20 protein-coding genes are annotated in these 19,765 nt (G+C 59.3%); 9 read left to right on the top strand and 11 right to left on the bottom strand.

Annotated elements, in window-relative coordinates; translation table 11 throughout:
- Positions 1 to 330: PaaI family thioesterase (locus B4F73_RS02715; RefSeq protein WP_290480892.1), on the top strand; the 330-nt coding region annotated here is incomplete at its 5' end.
- A 72-nt stretch (positions 331 to 402) separates the two neighbouring features.
- Positions 403 to 798 (top strand): hypothetical protein, encoded by a 396-nt coding sequence (locus tag B4F73_RS02710; RefSeq protein ID WP_206992532.1) that lies wholly within the window; start codon positions 403 to 405, stop codon positions 796 to 798.
- A gap of 49 nt (positions 799 to 847) precedes the next feature.
- On the opposite strand, the gene queA is transcribed toward B4F73_RS02710, so the two are convergent.
- The 6 genes from queA to ssb all read right to left on the bottom strand — a co-directional run bounded on the left by queA (position 848) and on the right by ssb (position 7,634).
- Entirely contained in the window at positions 848 to 1,906 is a 1,059-nt protein-coding gene (gene queA / locus B4F73_RS02705) for a tRNA preQ1(34) S-adenosylmethionine ribosyltransferase-isomerase QueA (protein WP_290482452.1), read from the bottom strand.
- Between the two features lie 26 nt (positions 1,907 to 1,932).
- Positions 1,933 to 2,829, bottom strand: coding sequence for a peptidylprolyl isomerase (locus B4F73_RS02700; RefSeq protein ID WP_290482451.1), 897 nt, complete (start codon positions 2,827 to 2,829; stop codon positions 1,933 to 1,935).
- Positions 2,826 to 3,323 carry a pantetheine-phosphate adenylyltransferase gene (coaD, locus tag B4F73_RS02695; RefSeq protein WP_034814135.1) on the bottom strand — a complete coding sequence of 166 codons (498 nt, stop codon included), beginning with the start codon at positions 3,321 to 3,323 and terminating at the stop codon, positions 2,826 to 2,828. Before coaD ends, B4F73_RS02700 begins: the two co-directional genes overlap by 4 nt.
- Before the next feature lie 44 nt (positions 3,324 to 3,367).
- The gene (gyrA, locus tag B4F73_RS02690; RefSeq protein WP_290482450.1) at positions 3,368 to 6,160 is read right to left on the bottom strand and encodes a DNA gyrase subunit A; all 2,793 of its coding nucleotides are present in this window, start codon (positions 6,158 to 6,160) and stop codon (positions 3,368 to 3,370) included.
- 132 nt (positions 6,161 to 6,292) lie between these two features.
- Positions 6,293 to 7,150 carry an OXA-1090 family carbapenem-hydrolyzing class D beta-lactamase gene (blaOXA, locus tag B4F73_RS02685; protein WP_290482449.1) on the bottom strand — a complete coding sequence of 286 codons (858 nt, stop codon included), beginning with the start codon at positions 7,148 to 7,150 and terminating at the stop codon, positions 6,293 to 6,295.
- A 4-nt stretch (positions 7,151 to 7,154) separates the two neighbouring features.
- Positions 7,155 to 7,634 carry a single-stranded DNA-binding protein gene (ssb, locus tag B4F73_RS02680; RefSeq protein ID WP_034814137.1) on the bottom strand — a complete coding sequence of 160 codons (480 nt, stop codon included), beginning with the start codon at positions 7,632 to 7,634 and terminating at the stop codon, positions 7,155 to 7,157.
- A gap of 242 nt (positions 7,635 to 7,876) precedes the next feature.
- Between ssb and uvrA the strand changes: the two genes are divergently transcribed.
- Positions 7,877 to 10,951 carry an excinuclease ABC subunit UvrA gene (gene uvrA / locus B4F73_RS02675; protein WP_290482448.1) on the top strand — a complete coding sequence of 1,025 codons (3,075 nt, stop codon included), beginning with the start codon at positions 7,877 to 7,879 and terminating at the stop codon, positions 10,949 to 10,951.
- A 12-nt stretch (positions 10,952 to 10,963) separates the two neighbouring features.
- Here the strand turns inward: uvrA and B4F73_RS02670 are convergent, their stop codons facing one another.
- The 3 genes from B4F73_RS02670 to B4F73_RS02660 form a co-directional block, all read right to left on the bottom strand.
- Complete coding sequence (locus tag B4F73_RS02670; protein ID WP_290482447.1) at positions 10,964 to 11,899, bottom strand: hypothetical protein; 936 nt, start codon at positions 11,897 to 11,899, stop codon at positions 10,964 to 10,966.
- 15 nt (positions 11,900 to 11,914) lie between these two features.
- Positions 11,915 to 12,898 (bottom strand): hypothetical protein, encoded by a 984-nt coding sequence (locus tag B4F73_RS02665; protein ID WP_290482446.1) that lies wholly within the window; start codon positions 12,896 to 12,898, stop codon positions 11,915 to 11,917.
- Between the two features lie 65 nt (positions 12,899 to 12,963).
- Positions 12,964 to 13,767, bottom strand: coding sequence for a hypothetical protein (locus tag B4F73_RS02660; RefSeq protein ID WP_290482445.1), 804 nt, complete (start codon positions 13,765 to 13,767; stop codon positions 12,964 to 12,966).
- Positions 13,768 to 13,862: 95 nt separating this feature from the next.
- Here B4F73_RS02660 and trmFO point away from each other — a divergent pair, with 95 nt between their 5' ends.
- Positions 13,863 to 15,266, top strand: a complete 1,404-nt coding sequence (gene trmFO / locus B4F73_RS02655; protein WP_206992523.1) for a methylenetetrahydrofolate--tRNA-(uracil(54)-C(5))-methyltransferase (FADH(2)-oxidizing) TrmFO — start codon at positions 13,863 to 13,865, stop codon at positions 15,264 to 15,266.
- Positions 15,267 to 15,268: 2 nt separating this feature from the next.
- Positions 15,269 to 16,024, top strand: a complete 756-nt coding sequence (locus tag B4F73_RS02650; protein ID WP_206992522.1) for a 7-carboxy-7-deazaguanine synthase QueE — start codon at positions 15,269 to 15,271, stop codon at positions 16,022 to 16,024.
- Positions 16,025 to 16,027: 3 nt separating this feature from the next.
- Here the strand turns inward: B4F73_RS02650 and B4F73_RS02645 are convergent, their stop codons facing one another.
- Positions 16,028 to 16,768, bottom strand: a complete 741-nt coding sequence (locus B4F73_RS02645; RefSeq protein ID WP_290482444.1) for a glutaredoxin — start codon at positions 16,766 to 16,768, stop codon at positions 16,028 to 16,030.
- A gap of 50 nt (positions 16,769 to 16,818) precedes the next feature.
- Between B4F73_RS02645 and B4F73_RS02640 the strand changes: the two genes are divergently transcribed.
- Positions 16,819 to 17,241, top strand: a complete 423-nt coding sequence (locus tag B4F73_RS02640; RefSeq protein ID WP_206992520.1) for a MerR family DNA-binding protein — start codon at positions 16,819 to 16,821, stop codon at positions 17,239 to 17,241.
- Here the strand turns inward: B4F73_RS02640 and B4F73_RS02635 are convergent.
- A complete protein-coding gene (locus tag B4F73_RS02635) occupies positions 17,238 to 17,885 on the bottom strand; it encodes a squalene/phytoene synthase family protein (protein WP_206992519.1) in 648 nt (215 codons plus the stop codon). The genes B4F73_RS02640 and B4F73_RS02635 overlap by 4 nt on opposite strands.
- Positions 17,886 to 17,950: 65 nt before the next feature.
- Here B4F73_RS02635 and B4F73_RS02630 point away from each other — a divergent pair, with 65 nt between their 5' ends.
- The 3 genes from B4F73_RS02630 to B4F73_RS02620 form a co-directional block, all read left to right on the top strand.
- Positions 17,951 to 18,559 (top strand): superoxide dismutase, encoded by a 609-nt coding sequence (locus B4F73_RS02630; RefSeq protein ID WP_206992518.1) that lies wholly within the window; start codon positions 17,951 to 17,953, stop codon positions 18,557 to 18,559.
- A 43-nt stretch (positions 18,560 to 18,602) separates the two neighbouring features.
- On the top strand, positions 18,603 to 19,265 hold the full coding sequence (locus tag B4F73_RS02625; RefSeq protein WP_290482443.1) for a zinc ribbon domain-containing protein: 663 nt from the start codon (positions 18,603 to 18,605) through the stop codon (positions 19,263 to 19,265).
- A gap of 195 nt (positions 19,266 to 19,460) precedes the next feature.
- The coding region (locus B4F73_RS02620) for a DEAD/DEAH box helicase (RefSeq protein ID WP_290482442.1) at positions 19,461 to 19,765 on the top strand (305 nt) is incomplete at its 3' end.

The raw sequence follows: 19,765 nt of genomic DNA, 5'->3' as shown, positions 1-19,765 counted from the left end.
TGGCCGAATACGGGCGACCGCGATATCAGTGAGAACCGCGCCTTCGGCGGTTGGGTAGCTGGCTTTTCAGACCATATCGTATCCATCACAATGGCAAGCGCGCTGGCCGAAGGCGAATGGTTCACGACAATGGAATTGCAGACCCGCATTCTACGCCCTGTCGGCCACGGCCTGATCACGATCGAAGGCCGACTTGTGAGTCGCGGTCGCACGACTGGGCTCGTCGAAGCCGAGTGGAAAGATACCAATGGACGCCTGTTGGCAAAGATCACCGCCGCCAAGGCCATCCGGACGCGCGACGAGTTGGGCCAGCCTGCCATCTCGAAATAAGGCAATATCAGGACATCAGGAACCTGAGCATTAGCGCTCCGTTTATAGCATAAGCTATTGAAGGAGCTGACCATGATGAAGTCATTGAAATATGTTGCCGCAGCTGGCGCCCTAGGCGCTGCAACCGCACTCGCCACATCTCCCGCATACGCTCAACTCGGCATCGGCGTAGGGGTAGACACCGATGTGGACGTCGGGGTCGGGGTAAGAACCGCTGATCCTCATCCGCGTCATCGACACGAAACATATGTTTACGATGGTTACGAGTCCGGTCATTGGCACACGCGCCATGAGATACGTCGTGAGCACCGCTGGAACGCGCGCTATAAAGGTTATGACTGCTACGAATCGTTCCAATATACTTGGGAAGACGGCGAGCGCGTTCGCTATGACACCACGTTCTGCTACAATGACAATGGCCGCAAGTATGAACCCGATGGCGTTCGTGCAACCGTGAAAGTGCGCTAGCAACTCGATGAACTGACCGTCAAATCCCCGTGCTTGAGGCGCGGGGATTTTACGTTGGGAGCAACAGGCATGCGTCGCCATACGAGTAGAAACGGTACTCGCTGGCAATAGCGTGCGCATAAGCCGCCTGCATGATCTCCGTCCCCATAAGGGCGCAGACCAGCATGAACAGGCTGGAGCCCGGAAGGTGGAAATTCGTCACGAGGGCGTCTGTTGCGCGAACGGCATCGCCCGGCTTCAGGAAGATATCCGTAGGGCCGGTTGCCGCGTGCAGGATACCATCCGTATCAACACAACTCTCCAGTGTGCGCATAGCCGTTGTGCCGACTGGCACCACACGGTGTCCACCGGCCCGCGCTGTGTTCAGCTTGGCCGCCACCTCCGGCGTCAGGCGTCGCCATTCCTCATGCAGCCGATTCGCTTCAAGCTGCGCCGCTTCCAGGGGTTTGAACGTGCCGAGTCCAACATGGAGGCGGACGGTCTCTCGCACAATGCCAGCCGCATCGATGTCAGCCAGCAAGCGCGGTGTGAAGTGCAAACCGGCTGTAGGAGCGGCAACGGAAGCTGCATCCTCGCCAGCAAACCTGGTCTGATAAGTTTCCCGGTCCAAGGCATCCGCCGGGCGACGACGCGCGATGTAAGGCGGCAATGGCATCGCGCCATGGGCATCGAGTGCATCGGTCAACTCATCGCCCGCCAGCGAGAAGCACAATTCTATTTCGCCGCCTTCATGACGACCAGTGATCTCAGCGGAAAAGCCTTCGGCAAAGATAATCGTGTCGCTTTCTTTCAGCCGACGACCCGGCCTTGCGAGTGCGCGCCAGCGCCGCGCATCCATCCGCTCGGTCAGATTGACATCGCACGCCACGTCCTGCCCAGACTCATCACGCGCCGGACGGACGCCGGTCAATGCAGCTGGCAGCACACGCGTGTCATTGAACACCATGACATCACCAGCCGACAGGTAGCGCGGCAGGTCACGTACAGTCGCATCTTCCAACCGCCCATCGCCATGCACCACCAGCAGACGCGCAGAATCCTGCGGATCAGCCGGGCGCAGCGCAATCAAGTGCTCCGGCAGGTCAAACTCGAATTCGGACAAGTCCATGCGGCGATGCCCCGACCAGAAAGTCTCTAGTCTTCAACGACCGTTGGAACGGGCGGCAGGCTACAAACATGCGGACGGCCGGGCCCGGTGATCAGGTCGGCAAACAGATCACTGTCCGTGCGCATGACCCAAGCCTGGGGGCGCTCACCTTCCGGCAGGTCAGCCGCTATGGCGGCCGATTCCAACGTGTCCGGATTCGTGACCACTCCATCAGTGCCATCCGGACCTTTCTTGATCGACATGACCACATCCTGCCCGTCAAGCACACGGCCCCAAGCGGTGTACTGCTTGTCGAGATGTTCGGTATGTCCACGCATCAGGAAGAATTGCGAATTGCCGGAGTTCACATCATTGCCAAGGCGCGCAGTAGACACCACGCCCGCGCAATGCGGGATCCAGCTTTCGATGGTTTCGTTCCCGAGGTCTTGAGCCAGCCAAAGCGGGCGGGTCGCGATCGGAAAGCCGTTGATATAGCCATTGTCTGCGTCGTCGCGCTCACCAATCGCATAATCCAGCGGCATCTCCTCCGGATTGCGGCGGAACGTGAATTCAGCTTCGATGCCCGGCAGGCCAGAGCCCACACCATTGATGGCGCGAATGTCGCCACCCTGTGCCATGAAACCTTCGATCACGCGATGGAACTTGGTGCCCGCATAATCGCCAGACCGGATAATGGTGGAGAACTGCTCGAAATGCTTGGGAGCAACTTCCGGGAACGCTTCGATCAGAATGCGCCCCTTGTTGGTATTGAAAATGAACAGACGCTCTGGGTCAACGGCACGCCAGCTGGCCGTATCGGCCTTGGCGTCTTCAACCGTATAAGTTGCCGGGGCGTCTTCCGCTGGCGCTGCGCTTTCTGTGGTATCGGCCGTGGCTGTCAGGGCGATGGCGGAAGCGGCAAGCGCGAAAGCGGCAAACTTCATTTTTCATACTTCTCCAGCAGGGCCCGTTTTACGTCGGGCGTTACAAACGGCGTGATATCTCCGCCCAGGCTCGCGATTTCCTTCACGAGCCGAGAGGCCACGGCCTGATGCCTAACATCGGCCATCAGAAACACGGTTTCAATGTCGGGATTCAGTTGCTCGTTCATGGCGGTCATCTGGAATTCGTATTCGAAATCCTGAACCGCGCGCAGGCCGCGCACGATAATGTGTGCTTCACAAGCCTCGGCGAACTTCATGAGCAATCCATGCATCGGCATGACCTTAATATCGGCCAGGCCCGGTCCGTTCATTTTGGCGCACTCCGACCGCACCATGTCGACCCGCTCCTGTAGCGGGAACAGGGGTTTCTTGGCTTCATTGATCGCCACGCCGATGATCAGCGTGTCCACCAGCTTGCGGGCGCGGCCAATGATATCAAGATGGCCGTTCGTCGGCGGGTCGAATGTTCCTGGATATAGTCCAACGCGATGCAAAAGCCTGTCCTCCCCGCCTTTCAGGTCCGATTTACGTACGGGATTTAGTCTCCCGCATCTTCGGCATCATCCATAGCGGTTTCAGCGTCTTCCACAAGCCGTGCGACAGAAACCACGCGTTCGCCTTCGGCTGTGCGGAGCACCCAGACGCCCCCCGTCGACCGACCGGCGATGCGGATCTGCTCAACAGGCGTGCGGATCAGCTGGCCTGCATTGGTGACCAGCATGACCTGATCGCCGTCGCCCACCGTGAAGGATTGCGCAACCTGTTTGACCGGCCCCTGCTTCTTGTCGCGTCCCCAGATATTCTGGGCGACAAGGCCTTTGCCGCCGCGCCCGGTGACACGGTAGTCATAGGCCGACGAGCGCTTGCCCATGCCGTCATCGGCAATGGTCAGGATGAATTCCTCGGCGGCGCCGAGTTCGGCAATGCGTTCAGCGCTCAAGGCAGCCTCGTCGACGGCTTCTTCGCCATCATCGTCCGAGACTTCCTCTTCCTCGCCCGTCGCAGCGCGGCGCATCGCGGCGGCATGCTTCAGATAGCCGCGCGCTTCTTCCGACGTAACGTCCATATGACGCAGGATGCCCATTGAGATCACTTCATCTCCTTCACCCAGACGGATGCCCCGGACACCGGTCGAATTGCGCCCCGCAAAGACACGGACATCCGGAACGGCAAAGCGGATACACTGGCCAAGCGCTGTGGTCAGCAGGATATCGTCCTTCTCGGAACAGATCTTCACTGACACGATGCCGTCATCATCTTCCAGTTTCATCGCGATCTTGCCGTTGCGGTTCACGCGAGTGAAATCTGACAACTTGTTACGGCGGACCGTGCCGGTCTTCGTCGCGAACATGACGTCCAGCTCATTGCGGGACTCATCGTCCTCCGGCAGCGGCATGACGCTTTCGATACGCTCATCGGCGGCCAGTGGGAAGATATTGACCAGCGCCTTGCCGCGCGAGTTCGGCCCACCAATCGGCAAGCGCCAGACCTTCTCCTTGTAGACCATGCCGGCCGAGGAGAAGAAGAGGACTTCAGTATGCGTGGTCGCCGAGAACACGTTCACGACGAAGTCCTCGTCCTTCATGTTCATGCCCGAGCGGCCCTTGCCGCCCCGATGCTGCGTACGATAGGTCGAGAGCGGGGTGCGCTTGACGTAGCCGCCATGCGTCACGGCCACGACCATGTCTTCGACCTCGATCAGGTCTTCGTCTTCCATGTCGATGCCGCCAAAGGCGAATTCCGACCGACGTGGAACAGCGAATTTCTCTTTAACTTCAGAGAGCTCGCCCTTGATGATGTCCAGAACGCGCTGGCGCGACCGCAGGATGCTGAGGAATTCCTCGATCTTCTCGGACAGACCCTTGGCTTCATTGCCAATCTCGTCACGGCCGAGGCCCGTCAGACGGGACAGCTGCAGCGCAAGAATGGAGCGCGCTTGCTCATCGGACAGATAGATCGTGTCGCCGTCGCCCTTGCGGGTCCGGCGGTCCGCGATCAGATCCAGCAGCGGGCCCATATCCATGATCGGCCAAGCTTTCTCGAGCAGAGCTTCGCGGGCTGCATTCGGATCGGGCGAATAGCGTATGATGCGAATGACTTCGTCTATGTTGGCCACGGCCATGGCCAGGCCGACAAGGACGTGGGCGCGGTCGCGTGCCTTGTTCAATTCGTGCTTGGTGCGGCGAACCACGACTTCCTGACGGAAAGCCACAAAGCAATCGAGCACTTTGCGCAGGTTCATCAGCTCCGGGCGACCACCATTCAGGGCCAGCATGTTGACGCCGAAACTGGTTTGCATCTGGCTGAAACGGAAGAGCTGGTTCAGCACCACTTCTGCACTCGCATCCTTTTTCAGTTCGACCACAACACGAATGCCGTTCCGGTCGGATTCGTCCCGCAGGTCAGCGATGCCTTCGATGCGCTTGTCACGCACGAGTTCCGCGATCTTTGTAATCATCGCGGCCTTGTTCACCTGATAGGGAATTTCGGTCACGATAATGGCCTGACGGCCATTCTTGGCTTCTTCGATATCGGTCTTGGCGCGCATGATCACGCTGCCGCGGCCGGTGGTCATCGCCTTGCGGCTGCCGGACATGCCCATGATCTGGCCGCCGGTCGGAAAGTCAGGACCGGGGACGATTTCGAGCAGGGCGTCTTCATCCAGCGTCGGGTCTTCGATGATTGCCAGTGTCGCGTCGATCACTTCGCCCAGATTGTGCGGCGGGATATTCGTCGCCATACCGACCGCGATGCCGCCAGCACCATTGACCAGCAGGTTCGGATACTGCGCCGGCAGGACAATCGGCTCTTTCTGGGATCCGTCGTAATTGTCCTGGAAGTCGACCGTATCCTTGTCGATATCGGCGAGCAGATAGGTCGCCTCCTTCGTCATGCGGCTTTCGGTATAACGCATGGCGGCTGGTGGATCATTGTCGATCGAGCCGAAATTGCCCTGACCGTCTACGAGCGTCACGCCCATCGAGAATGGTTGGGCCATGCGCACCAGCGCGTCATAGATCGCAGAGTCACCGTGCGGGTGGTAGTTACCCATCACCGCGCCGACGATATTTGCAGATTTCTTGTACGGCTTGCTGGGCGTATTGCCGCCCTCGTTCATCGCATAGAGAATGCGGCGATGAACAGGTTTCAGACCATCCCGCACATCCGGTAGTGCCCGACTCACGATGACGCTCATCGCATAGTCGAGATAGGAGCTTTTCAGCTCGGATTCGATAGAAATCAGCTCAATGCCGTCCGGAAGGGGCGCGCTGCCCTCACCGCCATTTTCTGGCGTTTCCGGGTCGTCTGGCGGAGTTGTGTCGTCGCTCATGGAGAATTCGTCCTGGCTACGGTGAAATTAACGGGAATCACCTGTTCCGATACAGGAACATGTCTAGCATCCCGCCATGATTGAAACAAATGCGACAGGGCCAAAATAGCAGTAAATACGGGCGAAATCACCCTAAAACGGGGTCTCGGAAGCAGGGCTCAGCGCCCCGATGGTTTCGAGCGCTTTGCGGACCGCCTCTCTGCGCGTTTTCAGTGCCGGATTTTCAGCGTTCATGTCCAGATTGAACGCGAATGTATATGTACCCGGAGCGCCACCTTCGGTCTGTTCCAGCCAGCCAACATACCAGCCGATATCCGTTTCACCGGATACACTCTTCCAACCCGTCTTGGCATGGATCGACCAGCCATCACCCTCCTCGGCGAGCATCATCGGAATCGCCTGCTCATAGGTCTGCGCCGAAAGCGGCAAAGTGCGGGCAGACAGTTTCGCGAGAAACACGACTTGCTCCCGCGCGGAGGTCTTCAGCGGGCCCTTCAGCCAATAGGTCTGAATATCATCCTCGGTGCCCGTGTCAGCGTTCCCATAGCCAAAGCGCGCGAGCCAAGTGCTCAGCGCGACATTGCCGATACGCGGCGTGACCGTCTGGTAAATCCACACCGTGGAACGCTGGAAGGCCGAAGCGAAATCCTGACTTTCATTCCACACCGGCAAGAACCGCGTCTCACCATCCCACTCAAACCATTCATCGGGGCCGCTGACAGCGCCTGTCTCCAAGGCAATCAGCGTGTGCGGGATCTTGGAGGTCGATGCGGCCACGAAACGCTCAGATGGCCGCTCACCGCTGGTGGTCCATGTCCGACTGTCTTCAAGACGGTAGACGACGAGCGCCGCTGTATCCGGCGTCATGGATTCGCTGGCAAGGACAGAATCAAGATTTCCGACCGGGACGATCGGCGGAGACTGGCATGCGCTCAGTAAGGCGACCACAGTCGCCGCCAACCAGTGCGCAGGATGCCAGCCTGCCCGCATAGCGCTAGAACGGGATCTCGTCGTCGAGGTCCTGGCTGAAACTTTCCTGCGGACCGCTCATTTGGCGCGGCGCGCCGGCCTGCCCCTGATAGCCGCCGAAATCATTGCCGGACGACCGGCCACCGCCTTCATTACGGCTGTCCAGCATGGTCAGCGTGGAATTGAAGCCGCGCAGCACGACTTCAGTCGTGTAGCGATCCTGGCCATCCTTGTCCTGCCATTTGCGGGTCTCGAGTTGGCCCTCAATATAGAGCTTGGAGCCCTTTTTGATATAATTCTGGACAACGCGGACAAGGCCTTCGCTGAAAACCGAAACGCGATGCCATTCGGTCTTTTCCTTGCGTTCGCCCGTATTCTTGTCCTTCCACGTCTCGGACGTGGCGAGCGAGAAGCTGGCGACCTGGCCGCCATTCTGGAACTGGCGGACTTCCGGGTCCTGTCCAACATTTCCGACAAGAATGACCTTGTTCACTGATCCTGCCATGGTTCCAACTCCGCTCCGGTCTGTTTCGCTTTCGATTCGAATCCGCTTTTACTCTGCTCAAGGCGGTGTGTCGCCCGCTGCGGTGAAAATTCCCCCGCCTTCGGCATGAAAAAGCAGCGCCCGCTGTATGTTCACATTTTGTTCTTGTCGTCAAGCTGGACTCAAGGCACACATAGGACCTAGCAGATATTTAGTTCCGTTTCGCTGGCGAAACGAGCATCAATCCAGCAGAGAGCCCGTCAATGGCAGAGTCTCCCTTCATCCGCGTGCGCGGCGCCAAGGAACACAATCTCAAGAATGTCGACGTGGATATCCCCCGCGGCGAGCTGGTCGTGATGACCGGCCTCTCTGGATCAGGCAAATCCTCGCTGGCATTCGACACGATCTATGCCGAAGGCCAGCGCCGTTATGTCGAGAGCCTTTCGGCCTATGCGCGCCAGTTCCTGGAGCTGATGCAGAAGCCGGATGTAGAGAGCATTGAGGGCCTGTCGCCCGCTATCTCGATTGAGCAGAAGACGACCAGCCGGAACCCGCGCTCGACTGTTGGTACGGTCACCGAGATTTACGACTACATGCGCCTGCTGTGGGCACGCGTCGGCATCCCTTATTCGCCAGCCACCGGCCTGCCCATCGAGAGCCAGACCGTCAGCCAGATGGTCGACCGCACAATGGAACTGCCCGAAGGCACGCGGCTCTACCTGCTGGCGCCTATCGTCCGTGGCCGGAAAGGGGAGTACCGCAAGGAATTCGCCGAATTGCTCAAGAATGGCTACCAGCGGGTCAAGGTCGACGGCGAGTTTCACGAACTGGAAAACCCGCCCAAACTGGACAAGAAATTCAAGCATGACATCGACGTCGTGGTCGACCGGATCGTCGTGCGCGAGGGCATGGAACAGCGCCTCGCCGAAAGTTTCGAGACGGCGATCGGACTCGCCAATGGCATCGCTATCGGCGAATATGCCGATCTCGAAGACGGCGAGACCGAGCCGAAGCGCATCACCTACAGCGCCAATTTCGCCTGCCCGGTCTCCGGCTTCACAATCCCTGAAATCGAACCCCGCCTCTTCTCGTTCAACAATCCCTTCGGGGCCTGCCCGACCTGTGACGGCCTCGGACAGCAATTGAAGGTGGATGCCGGACTGGTTGTTCCGGACAAGGATCTTGACCTGCTGAACGGTGCGATCGCGCCCTGGGCCAAATCGACCTCACCCTACCAGACCCAGACTCTGCAGGCCTTGTCGGCGCACTACCGATTTGACCTGAAGAAGCCCTGGAACAAATTGTCGGAGGACATCCACCAGATGATACTGTTCGGCACGGGCGAAGAAGAAATCAATTTTGTCTACGATGACGGCATGCGCCGTTATGAGGTGAAGAAGACGTTCGAAGGCGTCATCCCGAACCTTGAGCGCCGCTATCGCGAAACCGACAGCCAATGGGTGCGTGACGAGATCGCGAAATTTCAGGCAGCCGCACCCTGCCCGGCCTGCGGTGGCAAGCGTCTGAAACCTGAAGCGCTGGCGGTGAAGATCGACAGTCTCGACATTTCCGACGCCTCGGTCTTCTCGATCAAGCAGGCACATGACTGGTTCGCTGCCGTTCACAAGTCGCTGACGAAACAGCAGAATGAGATCGCCGGACGCATCCTGAAGGAAATCAATGACCGGCTCGACTTCCTCAATGATGTCGGCCTGGAATACCTCACGCTCAGCCGCGCCTCGGGCACGCTGTCTGGCGGGGAGAGCCAACGCATCCGGCTCGCCAGCCAGATCGGCTCCGGCCTGACCGGCGTGCTCTACGTGCTGGACGAGCCGAGCATTGGCCTGCACCAGCGCGACAATGATCGCCTGCTGGAAACGCTGAAACGCCTACGTGACCTTGGAAACTCCGTGATCGTCGTGGAACATGACGAGGATGCTATCCTGACCGCTGACCATGTTATCGACATGGGACCGGCCGCAGGTGTGCATGGCGGCCAGATCATTGCCGAGGGCACGCCCGATGAGGTGATGGCCAGTCCGAAAAGCCTGACAGCAGACTATCTGAACGGCACCAAGGAAATCCCGATTCCGACGCGCCGTCCGGTCGAGAAAGCCAAGCGCAAGGTGACCCTGAAGGGGGCCACCGGCAACAATCTGAAAAATGTCGACGCCACGATCCCGCTTGGCAGCTTCACCTGCATCACGGGCGTCTCCGGCGGCGGCAAATCCACGTTGATCATCGAAACGCTCTACAAAGCACTGGCTCGCAAGCTGAACGGCGCGTCCAGCCCGCCACAGCCGTACCAAAGCCTTGAAGGCCTGCAGCATCTCGACAAGGTCATCGACATTGACCAGAGCCCGATTGGCCGTACACCGCGCTCTAACCCGGCCACTTATACCGGTGCCTTCGGCCCGATCCGCGACTGGTTTGCCGGACTGCCCGAGGCCAAGGCGCGCGGCTACGCACCTGGCCGGTTCAGCTTCAACGTGAAGGGTGGGCGTTGTGAAGCCTGTCAGGGCGACGGCGTCATCAAGATCGAGATGCATTTCCTGCCAGACGTCTATGTCACGTGCGAAACCTGCAAGGGCAAGCGCTACAATCGCGAGACGCTGGAAGTCCTGTTCAAGGGCAAGTCGATTGCCGACGTGCTGGACATGACCGTGGAAGACGCCGCGAAATTCTTCTCCGCCGTGCCTGCGATTTCGACCAAGCTCGACACGTTGAACCAGGTCGGCCTTGGCTATGTGAAAGTCGGCCAGCAGGCGACGACTTTGTCGGGCGGCGAAGCCCAGCGGGTGAAGCTCGCCAAGGAACTCTCCAAGCGCGCCACCGGCAAGACGCTCTACATTCTCGACGAACCGACGACCGGCCTGCATTTCGAGGACGTTCGCAAGCTTCTCGAAGTGCTGCACTCCCTCGTCGACACCGGCAACACGGTCGTCGTGATCGAGCACAATCTGGATGTGGTGAAAACGGCGGACTGGGTGCTGGACCTCGGTCCTGAAGGCGGCGATGGCGGCGGCGAACTCGTCGCTTATGGCACACCGGAAGATATTGCTGCCTGCACCGACAGTTGGACCGGTAAACACCTCGCCGAGACGTTCCGACGTCAGGACGAGCGCCGCGCCGCGCGCAACAAGCGATTGCGAGCCGAAGGCACGAGCAAGGCAAAGCCTGCCGCCAAACCGAAAAAGGCCGCCGCAAAGGCGCCTGCGAAAGCCAAAGCTGCAGCTAGGCCGAAGGCCAAGGCCCCTGCAAAGGCCGCAACCAAGGCAACGCCAAAAGCCAAGAGCCCGGCAAAGCGGAAATCCCGCACGCCGAGCCCTGCCAAGTAATCGCCTGTCGCGCTAGACGAAGGTTTCGTTGATCGCCGCCGTGTCCGTCCAGTTCGGGTCGGTCTTCGCAGCCAGCGCTGCGGGGCCACCGAACACATGCATCATGATGCCAGCCAGCCCCATATAGATCAGCCCGAAGAAAATCGCGGGGATGATGAATCCCGGCGATGCAAAGGCAGCAAGTATCGCGGCCGGATCGTCCGATCCGCTCTGCATGACCGGCATCAACGCCAGGACAGCGGTCACCGCGAAGACCAGATACAAGACAAAGATGATCGCCATCATGATCAGCGCCAGGATCAGCCAGCTGCCGATCAACGTCCACACCTTGCCTTTGGTGGCGCGCCACGCACTGCCGAACCGAATCTTGCGATCCCGAATGGTCATGGCGGCCGCGGGTGAGAAACGCACAGCAACCCATATTGCGAACACCATGTAGGCAAGCATGACAATCACCGCCACAGCTCCGGCGGCCAAGGCGCCATCACCGCCCGCGGCGGCTCCGATGATCATGGGGATCATCATCAATATGAACATCCCTATATAAAGCAGGATCAGCAGACCGAACCAGAACAGGCCGACCACGAACAGGCGGCCTTCATCACCGCCAAGCTTCAGGCTGAACCCGTCGGCGCGCATGTAGCGCCGCTGGCTGGCGGCTTCGAACATGATCCACATCAGGATACCAAAGACAAAAGAGACCAGATAGCCGAGCGCCACCCGGCCCATATTCTCCGGCATCACCTGATCCATCATGTCGGGATCTTCCATGACGATGGGATTGAACGCAGCACCATAGATGGGCGCCATGAGGTAGAGGCTGAGCCCCTGCACAACAATTCCGATCAGCGCGTATGCCAACGCATACTTCCAGAGAAACCCTTTCGGTCCCCCGGTTTTGCGGAAGTGCCCCATCGCATTCCCGACTGAAAATTCCAGAGTATTCATCAGCTCGCCCTCTCTTTAGCTGAAAGTATCCACACGATACGTATCGTCCACACTGCCGCGCGGGTCATGCCTCGCCGCAAACGCAGCCGGCGCGCCAGCGACATGCATGAGCAGCCCCGACAGGAACAGGCGCGCGATCAGGTAGACGGCCAACACCACGATCACCCCACTGCTCATGAAGGCTGCGGCAATGTCATCGCCAGTCTGAACATTCTCAAATGCTGGCGCCATCATGAACATCATAGGCAACTGGAGCAGTTGGTCGGCGATGCTGACGACGATTCCACCCACGATGCTGAGGATGAGATATGCACCGAGGATTGGCCAAAACCGTCCACGCGACACGTTCCAGGCATCGAAAAACCGGAAAGCCTTGTCTTTTATGGTGAGACCAAAACACGGTGCCAGCCGCGTTGCGAAAAACGCGTAGACAAAAAACAGCACGATCCAGAGCCCGAATGCACCCAGGATCGTACCCACGACGCGGCTCGCGATCTGTGACTCGGTAACGCCATCGGCCGCAAGCCCCACTGCCGTGGACACGGCCCCAAAGAACATGAGCACCGGTACAATGATGAACAGGGTTTGCATCACGGCCCAACAGAGTCCGACCGCCATCATTCGTATTTCATCCCCTCCGAAACCGAGGGAAAATCGCTCATCGCGAACATATCGCCGTTGCGACGCGGCTTCGAACATTGCCCAGATGATCCAGCTGCCGAGCATGGCGAAGACCGCCCACCCGACCAGTGGCTCCATCGCACCCAATATCGCGGCGAATACGGCTTGAGGGTCCCCCCGACCGACCGAGGCCTGCTCCAGCATTTCTATGGTCTGGAATACTTGTAAAAAATCGTCTTTGGCGAAAATCAGGATCGCCAAGCTGCACAGGGTGAACACACCGGCAAAGGCGAGAGGAAAGACCCAGAGAAAGCTCCGCACATGCGCCGCACGGAACGCGAACATCAGCGCGCCATCAAATGAAAACCGGCTTGGCATGTGGCAGAGCCCCCCTGAACTGCTTATCAGGCGTCAGGATAGGACGATTTAGATGACAGGTGCAATCATTCGCTTGGCTCGGCACCAGGGTGCAGCTGGTGCAGGGTGGCCACCGCCAGGCCATGTCCGCCAAGCAGGAACGGCACCAGCAGGGCCATGCCAATCGCGCCTGACAGGAAGGCCCCAATGGCGCTATCGCCCCAGATATCCCGCAAGGTCCAGTTGATCAGAACCGCCACAGCAAATGGCAGGATGTGTGTCGCCAGTCCCGCGAGACCGAGTTTCACAGCGTGGCCCTTGGTCCATGGCCATGTGCGAAACACCAGTGTCTGGCCCGTCGCAACCGTTGCAGCGCCAACCAGCAACAGACGCAATGCCATGAAGAACAGTATGGCTGCACCCGCCAGACAGGCAAGGATCAGCACCGCGCCATAAGCGGTCGGCAGCATGTCGATCAGCGCGGCCTGCACGACTTCTGGCGGCGTCTCCGCATCAACATCCACCCGACCGGAAGCCTTGAGCAGGATTCCGGGCAGAATCAGGAGGAAGAACCCGATGAAGACACCCACAAACAGGAATGCCACGTAGATCGCCAGATTTGCATGGGCGAGGCGCAACCGGTCTCCCGTCCCGGTGTCCAGCATCGCGCGGTACACAACCAGCGAAAATTCGATGCCGACTACGAACACGACCAGCGCAGCAATGGCCGGCGCTGCATCGCCCATTGAAGATCCAGGTCCCACGGCGAACGTGTAAACCCCGCCTGCCACAATCAGGGCCAGCATGATGACCAAGCTGGGCCGCGCCGCTTTCAGCGCAAGGGACCAAGCCTCTGAAACAAGGCCGGGAATGGAGAGTTCACGAGTCATACCCGACTCCTTACACGCCTCACCGCGCGCTCGCCACGAGGAATCACGGCAAACGCCATCTTGACGGAGGGGCCGTCGCCCCGCACATCCGGCCCATGAGCATCAAACCCATTCATATTATCGGCGGCGGCATGGCCGGGTCGGAGGCCGCCTGGCAGGCCGCAAATGCAGGCGTGCCCGTCATCTTGCACGAAATGCGCGGCGTCAAAGGCACTGATGCGCACCAGACCGACAAACTGGCGGAGCTGGTCTGTTCCAATTCGTTCCGGTCGGACGATCACGTCTCGAATGCCGTCGGCGTGCTGCATGAGGAAATGCGCCGCGCGAATGGCCTGATCATGCATACGGCAGCCGAGCACCAAGTGCCCGCCGGCAGCGCGCTGGCCGTGGACCGCGAAGGTTTTGCAGAAGCTGTCACTGCCAAGCTGGAAGCCCATCCGAACGTCACCATCATCCGCGAGGAAATCGACGGTATCCCGCCCGAAGACTGGGACAGCGTGATCGTGGCCACCGGGCCGCTCACCTCGCTCAAGCTCGCGGAAGCCATCCACGCCCATACTGGCGAGGATGATCTCGCTTTCTTCGACGCCATCGCGCCAATCGTCTATTTCGACTCCGTCGACATGACCAAGGCTTGGCGCCAGAGCCGCTATGACAAGCCCGGACCCGGCGGAGACACAGCGGCGTATATCAACTGCCCGCTGGATGAAGACCAGTACAATGCCTTCATCGACGCGCTGATCTCGGGCGAGAAGACCGAGTTCAAGGAATGGGAAAAAAACACGCCTTACTTTGAAGGCTGCCTGCCGATTGAAGTCATGGCAGAGCGCGGTCGCGAGACGCTGCGATTCGGACCGATGAAACCGGTCGGCCTGACCAATCCACACCAGCCGGACATCAAGGCGCACGCCATCGTCCAGCTGCGCCAGGACAATGCCCACGGCACCTTGTGGAACATGGTCGGCTTCCAGACCAAGCTGAAATATGGCGCGCAGACCGATATCTTCCGGATGATCCCCGGCCTCGAAAAAGCAGAGTTTGCGCGGCTTGGCGGCATCCATCGCAATACGTTCCTGAATTCGCCGAAACTGCTCGACGAGCAGCTGCGCATGAAAACCCTGCCGCGCTTGCGCTTTGCTGGCCAGGTTACCGGCGTCGAAGGCTATGTCGAAAGCGCGGGCATGGGCTTGCTCGCCGGTCGCTTTGCCGCGGCAGAGCGCCTTGGCCGTCCATTGGCGCCGCCGCCCGAGACGACCGCACTCGGCTCGCTAATCCGCCACATCACCGGCGGACACCTTGAAGGCAAGGCGACGTTCCAACCGATGAACGTGAATTTCGGCCTGTTCCCTGAGATCACCGACTTCCCCAAACACGGGCCCGACGGTAAGCGCCTGCGCGGCAAGGACAAGGGCCGCGCCAAGAAACGCGCGCAGGCCGTACGCGCACTGGAAGACTTTGATTCCTGGCTGTCGGCCACCAGCCTGGTCCCGGCAGAATAAACATGCGCCTCGCCGTCACAGAGCCCGGCGTGCCCGAGATTTTCCATTCGCTACAAGGCGAGGGCGTCTCGGCCGGCAAGCCGAGTGTATTTGTGCGCTTTTCCCAGTGTAACCTGCACTGCGTCTGGTGCGACACGGCCTATACATGGAATTTTCTGGGGACGGAGTTTGCTCATCGCGATGACCTGCCGGGCGCCCCGAAAAAATTCGACCGCACAGCAGAGACCGTCGATGTATCTGTCGACGCCCTGACCGAGAGACTGATCAGCCAGCCTTGCCGCCGCATCATCTTCACCGGTGGTGAACCTTTGCTGCAACAACGCGAACTCGGTGAGTTAATCCAAAATCTCAAAACCTTCGACCCAGACTTCTATATCGAGATCGAAACCAATGGCACGATCAAGCCTATTGGTCTCGCGGCGGAGCTGATCGACCAGTTCAATGTCTCGCCGAAGCTGGCCCATTCCGGCAATTCGGCCTCAATCCGTCTCAGGCCCGAAGTGCTCGACTTCTATGCGAGCGACCCGCGCGCGAACTTCAAGATCGTCGTCGCAAACCCGTCAGACCTCACAGAAGTTCACGCCCTTGTTGCACAATCCGGTATGCCCACCGGTCGCGTATGGCTGATGCCCGAGGGCCGTACGCCCGCCGAACTTCGTGCGCGAGAAACATGGCTTGCCGAGGCATGTCTTGAAGCTGGCTACAATTTCACTGACCGCCTGCACATCCATCTGTATGGCGATACACGCGGCACCTGAGCCTTATTTGGCCAGCATCCACACAGCCATTGCGATCATCATCAGGTTTTCGGTCAGGGAGACAAAGCCCAGCGGCACATTGCTGTCTCCGCCGACGCAGGCGCATTTCAGGTCTCGCTTCTCGATATAGACCGCACGGAAAACTGATACCGCACCAATCGTGCCAATGAACAGGGCGACCGGCGCCGCCAGAAAGATCAATGCGCCGGCAATCATCAGCACGCCTGCCAGCAATTCCGCAAACGGATAGATATAAGCGTACCTGACCCATTTCCGCGCCAACAGGTCGTAGCCGAGAAACGAGTTGGAAAAGCTTTCAAGGTCCCGCAATTTCTGGATGGACAGGATGCACATGCTGATCGCAATGAACCACTCCGCTGCACGGATGGTCAGCAAGCTGCCATAGGTGGCCCAGCTGACAGCTAGCGCCATCAGGGCAGCCGACGCGAAGATGGCCATGACCGGCGTATAGGTCTTCGTGTCCTTGTCCTTCGCAGGCTGGCCGAAGAATTCCTTCAAGGCGTCGTATCCGCCGATCCGCTTTCCGTCGATGAAAGTCTGAGGCGTCGTCTTTACATCATGCTCTCGCTTGAAGGCATCGGTCTCCTCGCGGCTGGTCAGGAGATGATCATCCACCGCATACCCTTTGCGGTTCAGAAGCGCCCGGCTTTTCAGCCCGAACGGACAGACATGCGACGGTGTTTTCATCCGGTAGAGATGGGCGACGGGTTTGGTCGTAGACATGGGAAACTCCGATTGTGGACTTCAGACCTTGCCTATATAACCCCCGTACCATGGTACGGTTGCAACACGATCTTCAAATCTCGATTGGAAAATTGGCCAAAGCTGGAGGCGTAGGTGTGGAAACCGTCCGCTATTATCAGCGTCTGGGTCTGATGCCGCTACCGGAGCGCCCACAAGGCAGCGGCGTCTCAGGTGGCATCCGCCAATATGGCCGTGCAGATATGGAACGCCTTCGCTTCATTCGCTCTGCGCAGGCCGCCGGCTTCACGTTGAAGCAAATTGCCCGCCTGATCGAACTCGACGCGATGACAGACCGCACGGAAGCCAGACAAATGGCAACAGATCGCCTCAAGGCGCTGGATGCCCAGATCAACGAGCTACAGCAGGCCCGGGCGTCATTGAAACGGCTTGCGGAAGAATGTGCATATGAGGATGGCGGCCCATGCCCCATCTTGAAGGCGTTCGAGCCCTAGACCTTGCCGCTACGGACCGCCTGCAGCACGCAGAGCCGTTTCTGGATCGCGTTCGGCGTCTTGCCCTCGGTGTAGAGTTTGCGCAGCCGGAAATGCGCAATGGCTGGCCGGATCGGCTTCGGTGCAGGCGGCAGGATCGGGCCGAATGCCTTGGAGTCAGAGCGGCGAGCGGCGGCAAAATAGGGCGCGACGTTCCGGATTTCCTCAGCCCAGTTATGCATCGGCGTCAGCACATGCGCCGCCGTCAGCGCAAGCCAGCCTTCCGGTTCCAATGCCCGGTCCTGCGCTTCAAAGGCAGCCTGATAACCATCAATCAGATCCTGCAAGGCGCGTGCTTTCAGGCGCCCGGCCTCGATCTCTTCTTTCAAGGCCCGCGCGACGTCATGTTCGCGCACTTTGCCCATTTCAATTTCGGAAATTGCATCCCGCCACCATTGGAACCGGATCAGGCCAAGACCCTCTTCCGAAACCACCAGGCGCACCCGTGCCAGCTCGTATGCCAGCGCATAAAGTGCCGTCAGCGCCTGTCGCTGATCGTCCTTCGCATAGCGGCTGGAAATCCAGCGGTCTTCGTCTGCCCGCAGAATCCGCTTGTCGATTGCGGCCCATTGAGATTTGGAAAGAGGGCTAGTCTGGTTTGACATGCAACCCATATGTGGGAAGACGCGTAATTAGACCAGATACTTTGCTGCAAGAAAGGACGCCCAAAATGGCATTTTCCCTCCCTGATCTCCCATACGGACGCGACGCCCTGGCGCCGCACATCTCCGAGGAGACCTTGAACTTTCACCACGGCAAGCACCACGCCGCTTATGTCAACAACCTCAACGGCCTGATCGAGGGCACCGACCTCGAAAACGAGTCGCTCGAATCCATCATCAAGAAAGCCGCAGCCGATAGCGGCAAGGCCGGCCTGTTCAACAATGCGGCCCAGGTCTGGAACCACACATTTTACTGGCACTGCATGAAACCGGGCGGCGGCGGCAAACCGCACGGCAAAGTGGCAGAACTGATCGACCGCGACCTGGGCGGCTACGACCAGTTCGTGAAGGACTTCAAAGCAGCAGGCGGCGGTCAGTTTGGCTCCGGTTGGGCCTGGCTGGTCTACAAGGGCGGCAAGCTGCACATCACCAAGACCCCGAACGCGGAAACGCCGGTCACAGATATCGACGCTACGCCGATCCTGACCATGGATGTCTGGGAGCACGCATACTACCTCGACTACCAGAACAGCCGCCCGAACTATATGGGCGCTTTCCTGGACAATCTCGTGAATTGGGATTTTGCGAACCAGAATCTCGCTGACGCGGGCGCCTGATTTGGGGTAAGGTCCTCTCGTCATATGGACGAGGGGACCGCCCATGTTTTGTACAAATTGCGGACAGAAGCTGGGAGATGGCCACCGCTTCTGCGCCAATTGCGGAACAGCTGTTACAGACGGCGCACACTCCGCCTCAATGCCATCCCTCCCTGCACAGAATGTTGATCCCAGCGTCGATTGGCGCAATTCGATGAATGTGGGAGAGATCATCAACCATCCCGATGTTCGAGCACGGGTCGTCCAAGTCACCGGGGCGACTCCCCAAGGGATGACCGCAGAACAGTTCTTCAAATATGCCGAGCCCGTCATGGCGGCGGCTGGCGCGGGCGGGGTCCCGCTGGCCGCGATGAAAGACATCGCCATCCCGCTTTATGCCAAGCTCGGCCTCAAGATGGACCGCGAACTGTCGCAAGGCTTTCGCAACACGTTCGGCGAAACGCTCGCTGCCGTGGTCTGTTCGCTCGCCAGCCGCAGCCAGCCAATCGTGGATATTTCAGAGGCAGGCGATGGCTGCATCATCAATTCCAAAATGGCCTCTTCTGTCTGGTCGTGGGAGGGCAACATGATCATCACTTTGGAATCCCGTGAGGAAGGCACATTGCTGAAAGGCACGATTACCGTGCCCGGACAGGCATTTGATTGGGGCCGATCCAAGCGCGTGCTGCAAAATCTGATCGATGACGTCCAGCGCTATCGCGTCTGACCTGCGCGCTCTCGGGCGAAAGCTGGGCGGCCCCCCTTCCATTTAGTCACAATTTGGCTTATGTGCAGCGCAACACGACGCTCCGGGCATGGAATTCGCCCGGCCCGCCAAAAGTGCACTAAGGCACTGAACGCGGGAAACTGCGGCCACCAAGGCCGCCGGGTTGAATCAGAAACCATTCCAGGAACCATAACATTGACTGACGTAACATTTGCAGACCTCGGCCTTGGGCCGAACGTACTTAAGGCTGTGGAAGAGGCAGGCTATACCACGCCCACGCCGATCCAGGCCGAAGCCATCCCCCATATCCTCGCCGGCGGCGACGTCACAGGCATCGCGCAAACCGGCACCGGCAAGACGGCGGCCTTCGTGCTCCCGATGATCCATCGCCTTGCGCGCGGACGGGCGAGGGCCCGCATGCCCCGTTGCCTGATCCTCTGCCCGACGCGCGAACTGGCCGCGCAGGTGGCCGAGAACTTCGACACCTACGCCAAGCACGT

Source organism: Hyphomonas sp. UBA3601 (genome assembly GCF_002375605.1).
Classification (GTDB): domain Bacteria; phylum Pseudomonadota; class Alphaproteobacteria; order Caulobacterales; family Hyphomonadaceae; genus Hyphomonas.
Note: the sequence above shows the minus strand (reverse complement) of the source record. Positions and strands in the feature narration are given on the sequence as shown.